The organism is Cupriavidus sp. SK-4 (genome assembly GCF_000611125.1).
Taxonomy (GTDB): domain Bacteria; phylum Pseudomonadota; class Gammaproteobacteria; order Burkholderiales; family Burkholderiaceae; genus Cupriavidus; species Cupriavidus necator.
In genome coordinates, this window is the sequence record NZ_JFJW01000037.1 from 1 (window position 1) to 12,416 (window position 12,416).

Consider the following 12,416-nt stretch of genomic DNA (forward strand, 5'->3'; position numbering starts at 1 on the left):
GCGAGCTGGCGCGTTCGGCGAGCCGCGGCACGAGCTTGTCGGCGACGTCGCCCACCGCTACGGCGACCGAGATCGCCATGCAGCGCTCGCCGGCCGAACCATACGCGGCACCGATCAGCGCATCGACCGCCTGGTCGAGATCGGCATCGGGCATCACCACCAGGTGGTTCTTGGCACCACCCAGCGCCTGCACGCGCTTCCCGTGCTTGGTGCCTTCCGTGTAGATGTATTGGGCGATCGGCGTCGAGCCGACGAACGACAGCGCCTGGACGTCCGGATGCGCAAGCAATGCATCGACGGCTTCCTTGTCGCCCTGCACGACATTGAACACGCCATCGGGCAATCCCGCCTGGCGCAGCAGATCGGCAATCAGCAGGCTCGGCGACGGATCGCGTTCCGACGGCTTCAGCACGAAGGTATTGCCGCAGGCGATCGCCACCGGGAACATCCACATCGGCACCATCACCGGGAAGTTGAACGGCGTGATGCCGGCCACCACGCCCAGCGGCTGGCGCAGGTTCCAGTTGTCGATGCCGCCGCCGATGTTGTCGGTGAAATCGGTCTTGAGCAGGTTGGGGATGCCGCAGGCGAATTCCACCACCTCGATGCCGCGCGTGACTTCGCCCTTGGCGTCCGAGAACACCTTGCCGTGCTCGCGCGTGATCAGCGCGGCCAGGTCGTCGTGGTGCTGGTCGAGCAGTTCCTTGAACTTGAACAGGATGCGCGCGCGGCGCAGCGGCGGGGTGTCGGCCCAGGCGGGGAATGCCGCATGGGCGGCGGCGACGGCGTCGGCCACGTCCTGTGCGGTGGCCAGTGCCACCCGCGCGGCGACTTCGCCCGTGGCGGGGTTATAGATATCGGCCAGACGCTGCGATGCGCCGCGTGTCCGCCGGCCTGCGATGCTATGGCCGATGATGGTCTGCACCGCGCTGGCTTCTGCAAGGATGTCTTCCACTTCCGCTCCTGAATGCTGGGTCGCTGACGGCATGCGGCTTGCCCGATCTTTGCGTCTGGTGAAGACGCTGGCGCAAACATCCGCCAGTCTCACACTGGCATCGATGCCGCGCCGCACAAGGCGCGCCGGGCCGTATTGAGCGCAAGCTTGGTGCAGTTGCGCGGCCCCGTCCAATGATTTATCGTCAATCGCAATATAAGCAGCGCAAAATATTGCGCCGCACCACGCCACGCTCCCGCGCCACCTTTCGCCCCGACACTACCTTGGACCTCCATCACCTGCGCGCCTTCGTTGCCGTCGCGCGCGAGGGCAACCTGACCCGCGCCGCGCAGCGGCTGCACCTGACGCAGCCCGCAGTAAGCCTGCAGTTGAAGGCGCTGCAATCGGCGTGGCGCATCCGGCTGTTCGAGCGCACTGCCGCGGGCCTGACGCTGACCGCCGACGGCGCCGCATTGCTGCCGCTGGCCGAGCGCATCCTCGACGGCGTGGGCGACCTGCAGCACACCGTCAGCGCGATGCATCACACCGTGCGCGGCCGGCTGGCGATCGGCACCATCCTCGATCCGGAATTCACGCGGCTGGGCCTGATGCTGCGCACGCTGGTGGAACGCCACCCGCAGATCGGCACCGAACTGCGCCACGGCATGTCGGGCTGGGTGCTGCAACAGGTACGCAGCGGCGCGCTCGACGTGGGCTTCTACCTGGGCCAGCCGCCCGACGCCGGCTTCCATGCGCTGACGCTGACGCCCTTCTCTTACTATGTGGTGGCGCCCAAGGGCTGGAAAGAGCGCACCGCGCTGCGCTCATGGGCACAGCTGGCAACGCTGCCGTGGATCTGGACGCCGCCCGAATCGGCGCACAACCGGCTCTTGTCGGCGCGCTTTGCGCAGGCCGGCGTCGATCCGGCCGGCGTGCACAAGGTGGCGCATGTCGACCAGGAGGCATCGATGCTGGACCTGGTGCGCTCCGGCGTGGGGCTGTCGCTGGTGCGCGACGCGATTGCGCTGCGCGAATCGCATGCGCACGGGCTGGTGATCGTGGAAGGGGTCTCGGTGCAGACCGAGCTGACGCTGGTATGCCTGGCCACGCGCCGCGACGACCCGGTCGTCGCGGCAGTGTTCGGCGTGGCCGAGTCGGTGTTCCGGACTTAGTGTTGCAGGTGGCGCTGCAGCCAGCCGGTCAGCGCCGCGAACACTTCGCCGCGCAATGGCTGCGCTTCATTGAAGATCTCGTGGTAGCCATGCTCGAACCAGACCTCTTCGCGCAACTCCGGCGGCGCGTGGTCGAAGAAGCTGCGGCTGCCGGCCGGGTCCACCACGCGGTCGGCGCCGCCGACCAGCATCAGCGTGGGTGCCTCCAGCAGCGCGGCATCGGCCTGGGCCTGCGCCATGCCGCGGATAAAGCTCTCCAGTACGCTGGCGGTGATGGTGGTCTGCACCAGCGGGTCTGAGCGGTAGGCGGCCACCACGGCGGGATCGTGCGACAAGAGCCGCGCATCGATCGGATTGGGAACGCGCAGCCGCGGCGCCAGCAGCAGCACGCGGTGCAGCGCCAGCATCGGGCCCGACAGCCTCAGCGCCAGCGCAGGCGAGGACAGTACCAGCGCGCGCACCGGGCGCACGCGCGCGGTGGCAAAGCGCGCCGCGATCAGCCCGCCCATGCTGTGGCCAAGCAGGATCGGCAACTCGTTCCAGCCAGGCACCGCGGCATCGTAGATCTCGGCGAGGTCGTCCAGGTAGGCATCCGGATGGTCCGCCACCATGCGCGCGCCGCCGCTGGCGCCGTGGCCGCGCAGGTCGTGCGCACGCACGCGCAGCCCCAGCCCGCACAGCACATCGGCCACATGCTGGTAGCGTCCGGCATGCTCGGCAAGCCCATGCACCAGCAGCACCGAGCCGAGCGGCTCGGCAAAGCGCGCCGGATCGGGCTGCCAGGTGCGCAGCAACAGCTCGGTGCCGTCGCGCATGCGCTGGCGGCTCTGCACCGGCGCGTGCGTGCCGGCAGCGGTATCGGCAGGAATGCCGGCAACACCGGCAATAGCAGGATCGTCCGTCATCGGTTGTTCCATTCGCGCAAGTCTCCTCCCGGCACGGAGCGCCAGCAAAGCGCTGGCGCCGGCTGTCGTTATTCTTTGTGGTGCTGCCTGCTGCCTGCTTTGCCTTGCACTGTCTGTCCCGCTCAACTGTGGCAGGCAAGCCTGTCCTGCGCTTCCGGCTGCGCCATATCGGCCAGAATCGGGCAATCCGGCCGGTCGTCGCCGCTGCAGTGCTGCGCCAGCTCGCGCAGCGTGTCGCGCATGGCGGCCAGTTCGGCGATGCGCAGCTCCAGGTCGGCCACATGCCGCAGCGTCAGCGCCTTGACGTCGGCGCTGGCGCGGCCGCGGTCATGCCATAGCGACAGCAGGTTGCGGATCTCGTCGAGCGAGAAGCCCAGATTACGGGCGCGCCGCACGAAGCGCAAGGTATGCACCGCGCGTTCGTCATAGCGGCGGTAGCCGCCTTCGGTGCGCGGCGGTGCCGCCACCAGCCCGATCGATTCATAGTGCCGGATCATCTTGGCCGACACGCCCGACGCCTGCGCCGCTTCGCCGATATTCATCAGACTTGCTCCGAGAAACCTCGCCCTTCAAGGCCCTTCAGGGCGGGGAGTGAAAGGAGTGCTGCCGGCAGCAAGCAATCCCAAATTAGAATGACCGGCATGCTTCTTGTCTATCGCTACCGGGTGAAGTCGCTGAACGGCCTGCTCAATCAGCAGAGCCGCGCGGTGAACTACGTCTGGAACTTCTGCAATGACACGCAGAAGCACGCGCTCAAATGGGGCAAGAAGTGGCCCACGGGTTTCGATCTGAACGTGTTGACCACCGGCAGCAGCAAGGAGCTTGGCATCCATTCCGGCACCGTCAACGCGGTTTGCGAGCAGTACGCCAAGTCGCGTAGCCAGCACCGCAGGTCCTATTTGCGCTATCGCGGCCGCAAGTCGCTCGGCTGGGTGCCGCTCAAGGGCCGGGATCTCAAGCGCTCGGGCGACGCATTCCGCTTTGCCGGCAACACGTTTCGCGTGTTCAGCTCCCGCCCCCTTCCCGAAGGCAAGATCAAGGACGGCACGAATTTCTCCCGCGATGCGCGAGGCAACTGGTTCCTGAACATCGTGATTGAAGTTGCCGACACCCAAGCCCGCTGCCCGGAACGCGGCGTGGGCATCGATCTGGGCTTGAAGGACCTTGCCACGCTTTCCACCGGCGAGAAAGTCGAGAATCCGCGCCACCTTGGCCGACTCGAGCAAGCGCTGGCCAAAGCGCAGCGAGCGCGCAAGCGGCGACAGGCAACGAACCTTCACGCCCGCATCACCAACGCAAGGCGTGACTTCCTGCACAAGCTCCCGCGTCGCATCGTGCGGGACTTCGACTACATCGCGGTGGGGAATGTGAACGCCGCCGGCCTCGCCAGGACCAGCATGGCGAAGTCCGTCCTCGATGCGGGCTGGTCGTCTTTCCGCACAATGCTCGCGTACAAGGCGATTGCGCATGGCGCGTGGTACGAGGAAGTCGACGAACGTTTCACCACCCAGGTTTGTTCTTCGTGCGACGCGATGCCGCCGGAGAGGCCGAAAGGTATCGCAGACCTTGGAATAAGGCAGTGGATATGCAGTGAATGCGGTGCTGTACATGATCGCGATGTGAACGCTGCGCTAAATATCCTTGCCCGATCGGGACATCGATCGCCTGCAGAGGGAATCTCCTCCCTCTAGGGAGGGGAGATGTCAACACTCGCCTCCCTGTGCCGTGGCGGCCCCGGCCTGCGGACGCCAGCGGCGCAGCAGCAGCGCATTGCTGACCACGCTGACACTGGAGAACGCCATCGCCGCACCCGCCACCACCGGGTTCAGCAACCCGGCCGCGGCCAGCGGAATGCCCACCACGTTGTAGAAAAAAGCCCAGAACAGGTTCTGCCGGATCTTGCGCACGGTGCGGTGCGAAACCGCCAGCGCATCGGCCACCAGCGCCGGGTCCCCGCGCATCAGCGTGATGCCGGCGGCGTGCATGGCCACGTCGGTGCCGGTCGACATGGCAATGCCCACGTCCGCCGCCGCCAGCGCCGGCGCATCGTTGATGCCGTCGCCCACCATCGCCACCACCGCGCCATCGCGCCCCAGGGCCTGCACGCGGGCAGCCTTGTCTTCGGGCAGCACCTCAGCCTGCACGTCGTCCAGCCCCAGCGCCTGCGCCACGCGGGCCGCCGCGCCGGCGTTGTCGCCGGTCAGCATCACGGTGCGCACGCCGGCCGCGCGCAGCCTGGCGATCGCCGCCGGCGCGCCCGGCTTGATGGCATCGCCGAACGCGACCAGCCCGGCCACGCGCGGCGGCGTGGTTTCGACCAGCCACGACACGGTGCGGCCGTCCGCGCGCAACTGCTCCGCCAGCGTTGCCAGCGTGCCTGCCTCTGCGCCCAGCGCTTCACGCAGGCGCTCGCTGCCCAGCTGCAGCGCGCGGCCGTCCACCACGCCGGCAATGCCGCGGCCCGGCAGGGCCTGCACCTCGGTGGCCTGCGGCACGGCAATGCCGCGCGCCTGCGCCGCGGCCAGCACGGCGCGGGCCAGCGGATGCTCGCTGCCAGCCTGCAGCGCGGCCAGCCGCGCCAACAGAGCGCTGGCGTCGGCATCGGCGGGATCGGCCGCATGCAGCGCCACCACTTCCGGCTTGCCGACCGTGAGCGTGCCGGTCTTGTCGAATGCCACCACGCTGACGCGGTGCGCCACCTCCAGCGCCTCGGCGTCCTTGATCAGGATGCCGGCGCGCGCGCCGGCGCCGGTGCCGGCCATGATCGCCGTGGGCGTGGCCAGGCCCAGCGCGCATGGGCAGGCGATCACCAGCACCGCTACGGCGTTGAGCAATGCGGTTTCCCAGTCGCCGGCAAAGAGGCCCCAGCCCAGCACCGTCACCAGCGCAATGCCCAGCACCACCGGCACGAACACCGCGCTGACCTGGTCGACCATGCGCTGGATCGGCGCCTTGGCCGCCTGTGCGTGCTCGACCATGCGGATGATGCGTGCCAGCACGGTCTCGGCGCCCACCGCCTCGGTGCGCGCAACCAGCAGCCCTTCGAAATTGATGGCGCCGCCGGTGATGCGGTCGCCGGGCTTCTTCGGCACCGGCACGCTTTCACCGGTCAGCATCGATTCGTCCGCGTGGCTGCTGCCTTCGATCACCTCGGCGTCCACCGGGATGCGCTCGCCGGGGCGCACCACCACCTCGTCGCCCACGCGCACCGCCGCCAGCGGCACGCTCTGCTCCACGCCGCCGCGGCGCACGCGGGCGGTATCGGGACGCAGCGCCCCGAGCGCGCGGATGGCATCGGCGGTCTGGCGCTTGGCGCGGGTCTCCAGCCACTTGCCCAGGCGCACCAGCGTGATCACCACGGCCGCGCTTTCGAAGTACAGGTGCGGCATGGCGTCGGCCGGCGTGCGCCACATCAGCCACAGCGAAAGCCCATAGGCCGCCGTCGTGCCCAGCGCCACCAGCAGGTCCATATTGCCCGCGCCGGCGCGCACCGCCTTCCAGCCAGCCTTGTAGAAGCGCCAGCCGAACACGAACTGCACCGGCGTGGCCAGCAGCCACTGCACCCATGCCGGCAGCATCCAGTGCACGCCGAACCATTCCAGCACCATTGGCGCCATCAGCGGCAGCGACAGCGCCGCCGAGATCGCCACCGGCCAGGGGCCGTCCCAGAAGGCAGTGCCCTGCCCGGCCAGCGGCGCCAGTGATGCGGCATCGGCCACCGGCGTCGCGCCATAGCCGGCGCGCGCGACCGCGGCCACCAGCGCCGCGGTATCCGCCGCGCCGCGCAGCAGCGTGACGCTGGCGCGCTCGGTCGCCAGGTTTACCTGCGCGTCCATCACGCCCGGCACGGCGCGCAGCGCCTTTTCGACCCGGCCAACGCATGAGGCGCAGGTCATGTCGGCAATATTCAGTTCGATGGTGTCCTGCGGCACCGTGTAGCCGGCATCGGACACGGCACGGGCGGCGGCCGGCAGCACCGCGCCCGAGTCGGCGCGCAGCGTTGCGGCTTCAGTCGCCAGGTTGACGGCCACGTCGCGCACGCCCGGCACCCGGGCCAGCGCGTTCTCCACGCGGCGCACGCATGAGGCGCAAGTCATGCCGTCTACCGGCAGGCGCCATTCGGGTACATCTTCAGCCGACCGGACAGGTTGTGAAGCGAGCACAGCGCTGGAATTTGGCATGGTTCTGAGTCATCCACAGTGTCGATGTCAGCATCATGGACCTTACCATCATTGGAAGGTCAAGGCCGAATGCACAGGGTGTTACCGTCACATCGGCGCCAACAAATTCCCCTTGCGCTTCCCACCATGGGAAGGTTCAAACTACATCTGTCGCGGCACCCTGCCGCCCGTCCCATCCCGTTCAGGAGAGTCCCATCATGATCCAGTTCCAGGTCGAAGGCATGTCGTGCAACCACTGCGTGGGCGCCATCACGCGTGCCGTACAGGCGGTTGACCCGGCCGCGCGTGTCAGCGCGGATGTGCCCGCCCAGGCCGTGCGCGTCGAGAGCGGTGCCGACACCGAGGCCCTGCGCGATGCCATCGAAGAGGCCGGCTATCCGGTCAAGTCGGTGGCGTAAGCTGGCCACCGCAGCCGGCGCCAATAAGAAAGGGCACCCCCGGGTGCCCTTTCTGCTGTCAGAGTGCCGCGCTCAGAAGCGATAGCCCACGTTCAGGAACGTCACCACCGGATCGATCTTGATCTTGGTGTGCGACTGGATCGTCACCGGGCCCGCCTGGGTGGTGAAGGACGCGCGGGTCGACACCGGCACGTACGATACCGACAGGCCGACAAACCAGTTGTCGTTGATGGCGTAGTTGGCGCCGATGTTGAACACCGGGTTCCACGACGGCTTGGCGCTGGCGGTCATGCGCGCACCCGGCAAGAACTCGCGGTTCACGAAGTTCTGGTTGGTGATGGTCTCGTCGGTAAACCAGGTGTAGTTCACGCCGATGCCGACATAAGGACGGAACCTGGTCTTGGCGTCGAAGAAGTGGTACTTGACCAGCAGCGCCGGGCTCCACTGCTTGACCGAACCGAGCTTGCCATACTGGGCATAGTTGCCGGTGCCCTTGACGTCATGCTTGGGCGGAATGCCCGCGACGATTTCACCGGAGATGTTGTCGGTGAAGTAGTGCGTGAAGGCCAGGCCCAGCGTGTCGGCGGATTCGATCTCCGCGCCGGTGTTCGGCCGGGTCATGCCGACCGGGCGGCCATTGATGCTGTCGACGGTCAGCGGATCGGCGGAGCTGTTCGGCATCACGCGGAACCAGCCCATGCTGACGATATTACTGCCGGCCGACTGCGCGTGTGCGGCTCCGGCCAGCGCCATGACAGCGCCTGCCGCCAGCATCTTCTTATAGGTGGATTTCATAGTCCTCTTACTCCTCATACGGTTACTGCCGTGTGCATTATCCGGCCAGCCGGTGCACGACTGTTTCACCGATGACACTGATTCGTAGAGGACGCCCCCTAAAGGGAGGGTTAACCACTAAGAAACCAGCATGGGAGCGGCTCTCAGGGCCATTCACCGAGGCATCCGCACAACGGTTTATGCCGCGCACAGGAAAAAACCCTCAGGCAAAAGAGGTTTTATGGGGCAGACGCGCAACAGTGGCCGCGCGCCTGCACCATCCCGGTGCGGTCAGGGCGTCACGATGCTGAAGTTCGGCTCGGACTTGTCCATCAGCGCCGTCCACGCCGCCAGCGCCTGCGGGTCGCCGTCCACGCGGGCGCGGCCCGCCTGGGTCTCGGCCTGCAGCGTGGTCTGGCCGGCCAGCACCCCCATCAGCACGGCGCGCGGCATGATCAGCGTGGCCTGCGGGGACGCGTGCTGCGCGTCGGGCTTGTAGCGGAACACGCCGTTCTCAACCGTCAGCGCAAAGCGCTTGCCCGTGTCCGGCTGTACCCAGTTCAGCGCCAGCGTCTTGCCCGCGGCGCGGTCGCCGTTCAGGCTGATCGCCAGGTAGTCCAGGAACATGGTGTCGGTCATGGCGCGCAGCACGTCCGGGCTGCCGGCGCGGCGGCCGGCCTGGGGCGGGCCGCTGCGCAGTTCGGCGGCACCGGTCAGGTAGGCATTGCGCCAGGTCGAGGATTCGGCCTGGTAGCCGAGCTGCTCCAGCGCGTCGGCTTCCAGCCGGCGGGCAGCCTGGTTCGACGGATCGGCAAAGACCACGTGCTTGACCACCTCGGCCACCCAGCGGTACTCGCCACGCGCATACGCCGCACGCGCCTGCTCCAGCACGCGCGCCGCGCCGCCCATGAACTCGACGTAGCGCTTGCCCGCCTCTTCCGGCGGCAGCGGGTTCAGGTTGGCAGGGTTGGCGTCATACCAGCCCAGGTAGCGCTGGTACACCGCCTTGGCGTTGTGGCTGACGGTGCCGTAGTAGTCGCGCAGATGCCATTCGGCGGCCAGCGACGGCGGCAGCTTCATGCGCTCCGCGATCTCGGCCGGCACATAGCCCATGTTGGCCAGCCGCAGCGACTGGTCATGGATGTACTTGTAGCCGTCGCGCTGCTTGCCCAGGTAGGTGACGATGTCCTGGCGGCCCCACGTAGGCCAGTGGTGCTGGGCGAACAGGACCTCGGTGCGGCCGCCGAAGCGGTCGATGGTCTCGTCCAGCGCGCGCCACCACTGGTTGGCGTCGCGCACCTGGGCGCCGCGGATGGTGTACAGGTTGTGCAGGTTGTGGGTAGCGTCCTCGGCGGCGCACAGTGCCTTCCACTGCGGGAAGTACATCAGCATCTCGGCCGGGGCCTCGGTGCCCGGCGCCATCAGGAATTCGATCTGCACGCCGTCGATGGTGCGCGTGTCGCCGGTCTTGTGGATCAGGTCCGTCGGCGGGATCAGCGTCAGCGTGCCGTGCGCCACCCCCTTGCCCAGCCCCGCATCCACCTGCCCGGTGGGGGAGCGCGGCAGGTTGAAGCCATACATGTACTGTGCGCGGCGGCTCATGGCGGTGCCGGCGAAGACGTTCTCGCTGACGGCCTCTTCCATGAAGCCTTCTGGGGCCAGCACCTTGACCCGCCCGGCCTTGACGTCGTCTTCGCTGATGACACCCTTGACCCCGCCGAAGTGGTCGCCATGGCTGTGCGTATAGATCACCGCGACCACGGGCTTTTTGGGCCGGTGCTTGAAGTACAGGTCGAGGCCGGCGCGCGAGGTCTCCATCGCCGTCAGCGGGTCGATCACGATCAGGCCGGTATCGCCCTCGATGATCGTCATGTTGGCGATATCGAAGCCACGGACCTGGTAGATCCGATCCGTCACCTGGAACAGCCCGTTGTGCATGTTCAACTGGGCCTGGCGCCACAGGCTGGGGTTCACGGTGGCCGGCGCCTGGTCTTGCTTGAGGAAGCCGTAGGGGTCCAGCGCCCACACCACGTTGCCCTTGGCGTCGCGGATCTCGGTGTTGTCCAGCGTGCCGATAAAGCCACGGCGCGCGGCCTCGAAGTCACGCCGGTCCTGGAACGGCAGTTGCTGCAGCACGGCCGCATTGGCACGGGCGGTGGCATCGGTGGCGGGATTGCCCGCGGTGGCCGGGGCAGGTGCGGCGCCGGCGGTGCCGGCAAGGCTGATGGCGGCTGCAGCCAGCGCGGCGGCGGCGGCGGCAATGGCAGTCGGGTACGACATCCTGGTCTCCTGGAAATCCTGGGCCGGATGTCCGTATCCGGCCTGCAACACTTCTGTATTTGTGCTGAACGTTCAGTACAATATTGGAGTTTGCTGGCAGACCCCCGCCGCTGTCAAATAGGCATCCGGCCCGAATACTCTTAAATTGCTGCCGGCACCACCTGTCTTCCGCCCCCGCCCATGCCACCGACCCGCCCGGCCGCACAAAAGCCTCCAGCCTCCGTCACCAAGAACCGCCGCGGCCTGGAAACCCGGGAACGCGTCATTGCCGTGACGCGCGGACTGATCAGCGCGCACGGCTACGCCGAGGTGACCCTCGACCAGATTTCGGCCGAGGCCGGCGTGGCCAAGAGCAGCCTGCTGTGGCATTTCGGCAGCAAGGAAATGCTGCTGGCGGAGGCCGCAACCAGCCTGTTCCGGGATATCGGCGAGGAGCTCGGCACGGAGCCGCACCGGGGCAAGACCGCGGCGCGGCGGCTGGAAAACGCCTTCGACCGGGTGGCCGACTATTTCACGGCCAATCCGGAAGCCAAGGGTGTCGTGCTGGCCCTGCTGTTCTCAGGCAGCGTGCCGCCCAGCGTGCGCGAGGAGATCCGCCGCAGCTGGGACGCGCATGTGCAGGACCTGGTCGATGCGCTGTCCGCCCCCGGGCGCCCATTGCCCGCGCCGATGGCGCGCCTGATGGTGGCGACCATCCACGGCTGCTACTGCCACTGGTATGCCAGCGACCGCAGCGAACCGATCGCCGGCTTCCTGGCGCCGGCGCGCGAGCTGTTCAGCGACTGGCTGCGTGCCCGCGATGGCGCGGGGTAATCACCCGCGGCTGGCCAGCACGCAGGCCGCCAGGTCCCACAGCGCGTAGCCCACGCTCTTGAATACCAGCGGGCTGCCGGCCCGCGCACGGATGGCATCGGCCTGCAGGATCGCGCTCTCGAACGGCTGCACGTCGGCCCAGTCGATGCCGGCCTGCAGCAGGTCGCCGGCTTCGTCCTCGATCCCGAACAGGGTATCGGCCAGCAGCCGCCCGCTATCCGCGGCCGCATGGCACAGCGCCGGCGGCAGTTCGCACATGTCGGGCCGGAACGCGCCGACCGCGGCAATGAAGTGATCGTCGCGCCAGAGGCCGCTGTCCAGGTCCGGCAGCACCGGGCTGCGGCTGGACGTGACCGTGACCACCATCGATAGACGGGGCAATACTGCAGCGACCGACTCGGCCACCTGCGCTTCCACGCCCAGCGTGCGCGCGTGCGCCGCCAGCGCCTCTGCCTTGTCGCGCGTGCGCGAATGCAGCCACACCTTGCGCACGCCCAGCCCGGCCACGAAGGCCTCCAGGTGCGTCAGCGCCTGCACCCCGGCGCCGACGATCAGCAACTCGCCGTCCGGGCGCGCAGCAAAGCACTGCGCCGCCAGCAGCGACACCGCCGCAGTGCGCCGTCCCGTCACCGTGGGGCCGTCGAGCATGGCGATGCGCTCGCCGGTGTGCGCGTTGGCCACCACCACCTCGCCGAGGATATTGGGCAGCCCGCGCTGCGGGTTGCCGGGATGGACGGTGATGTTCTTGGTCATCACCAGGCTGCGGTTGCGCGCGGGCATCACCAGCAACGTGCCTTCGCCACCTTGCGCATCGCCCACCGGCAGCGCAATGCGCGGCGGCGCCATGGCGGTGCCGTCGCGCAGCTCGGCCAGCATGTCGGCAATGGCTTGCGCCAGTTCGGGATACGGCAGGCGTGCCGCCGTGCTGGCGGCATCGAGGGGGACGAAGGACATGCGCT

11 protein-coding genes are annotated in these 12,416 nt (G+C 68.0%); 4 read left to right on the plus strand and 7 right to left on the minus strand.

The features are described 5' to 3' along the window. Window positions 1-988: CoA-acylating methylmalonate-semialdehyde dehydrogenase (mmsA, locus tag CF68_RS08215; protein ID WP_063832556.1), on the minus strand; the 988-nt coding region annotated here is incomplete at its 3' end. 230 nt (window positions 989-1,218) lie between these two features. Between mmsA and CF68_RS08220 the strand changes: the two genes are divergently transcribed. Then, entirely contained in the window at window positions 1,219-2,106 is an 888-nt protein-coding gene (locus tag CF68_RS08220; protein WP_035817443.1) for a LysR family transcriptional regulator, read from the plus strand. Here the strand turns inward: CF68_RS08220 and CF68_RS08225 are convergent. Further along, on the minus strand, window positions 2,103-3,023 hold the full coding sequence (locus CF68_RS08225; protein WP_035817347.1) for an alpha/beta hydrolase: 921 nt from the start codon (window positions 3,021-3,023) through the stop codon (window positions 2,103-2,105). The two genes, CF68_RS08220 and CF68_RS08225, sit on opposite strands and share 4 nt — an antisense overlap. Before the next feature lie 110 nt (window positions 3,024-3,133). Beyond that, window positions 3,134-3,553, minus strand: a complete 420-nt coding sequence (cueR, locus tag CF68_RS08230; protein ID WP_035817349.1) for a Cu(I)-responsive transcriptional regulator — start codon at window positions 3,551-3,553, stop codon at window positions 3,134-3,136. Between the two features lie 99 nt (window positions 3,554-3,652). On the opposite strand from cueR, the gene CF68_RS08235 reads away from it, so the two are divergent. Beyond that, window positions 3,653-4,702: an RNA-guided endonuclease TnpB family protein gene (locus tag CF68_RS08235; protein ID WP_035817445.1), complete on the plus strand. Its 1,050-nt coding sequence runs from the start codon at window positions 3,653-3,655 to the stop codon at window positions 4,700-4,702. A gap of 12 nt (window positions 4,703-4,714) precedes the next feature. On the opposite strand, the gene CF68_RS08240 is transcribed toward CF68_RS08235, so the two are convergent. Then, a complete protein-coding gene (locus tag CF68_RS08240; protein ID WP_035817351.1) occupies window positions 4,715-7,192 on the minus strand; it encodes a heavy metal translocating P-type ATPase in 2,478 nt (825 codons plus the stop codon). 197 nt (window positions 7,193-7,389) lie between these two features. Here CF68_RS08240 and CF68_RS08245 point away from each other — a divergent pair, with 197 nt between their 5' ends. Beyond that, entirely contained in the window at window positions 7,390-7,590 is a 201-nt protein-coding gene (locus CF68_RS08245) for a heavy-metal-associated domain-containing protein (RefSeq protein ID WP_035817353.1), read from the plus strand. 72 nt (window positions 7,591-7,662) lie between these two features. On the opposite strand, the gene CF68_RS08250 is transcribed toward CF68_RS08245, so the two are convergent. After that, a complete protein-coding gene (locus CF68_RS08250) occupies window positions 7,663-8,385 on the minus strand; it encodes an OmpW family protein (RefSeq protein WP_035817355.1) in 723 nt (240 codons plus the stop codon). Window positions 8,386-8,655: 270 nt separating this feature from the next. Beyond that, window positions 8,656-10,644 (minus strand): alkyl/aryl-sulfatase, encoded by a 1,989-nt coding sequence (locus CF68_RS08255; RefSeq protein ID WP_035817359.1) that lies wholly within the window; start codon window positions 10,642-10,644, stop codon window positions 8,656-8,658. Between the two features lie 180 nt (window positions 10,645-10,824). On the opposite strand from CF68_RS08255, the gene CF68_RS08260 reads away from it, so the two are divergent. Continuing rightward, a complete protein-coding gene (locus CF68_RS08260; RefSeq protein WP_035817362.1) occupies window positions 10,825-11,457 on the plus strand; it encodes a TetR/AcrR family transcriptional regulator in 633 nt (210 codons plus the stop codon). On the opposite strand, the gene CF68_RS08265 is transcribed toward CF68_RS08260, so the two are convergent. Next, window positions 11,458-12,411 (minus strand): delta(1)-pyrroline-2-carboxylate reductase family protein, encoded by a 954-nt coding sequence (locus CF68_RS08265; protein ID WP_035817365.1) that lies wholly within the window; start codon window positions 12,409-12,411, stop codon window positions 11,458-11,460. Window positions 12,412-12,416 lie beyond the last annotated feature (5 nt).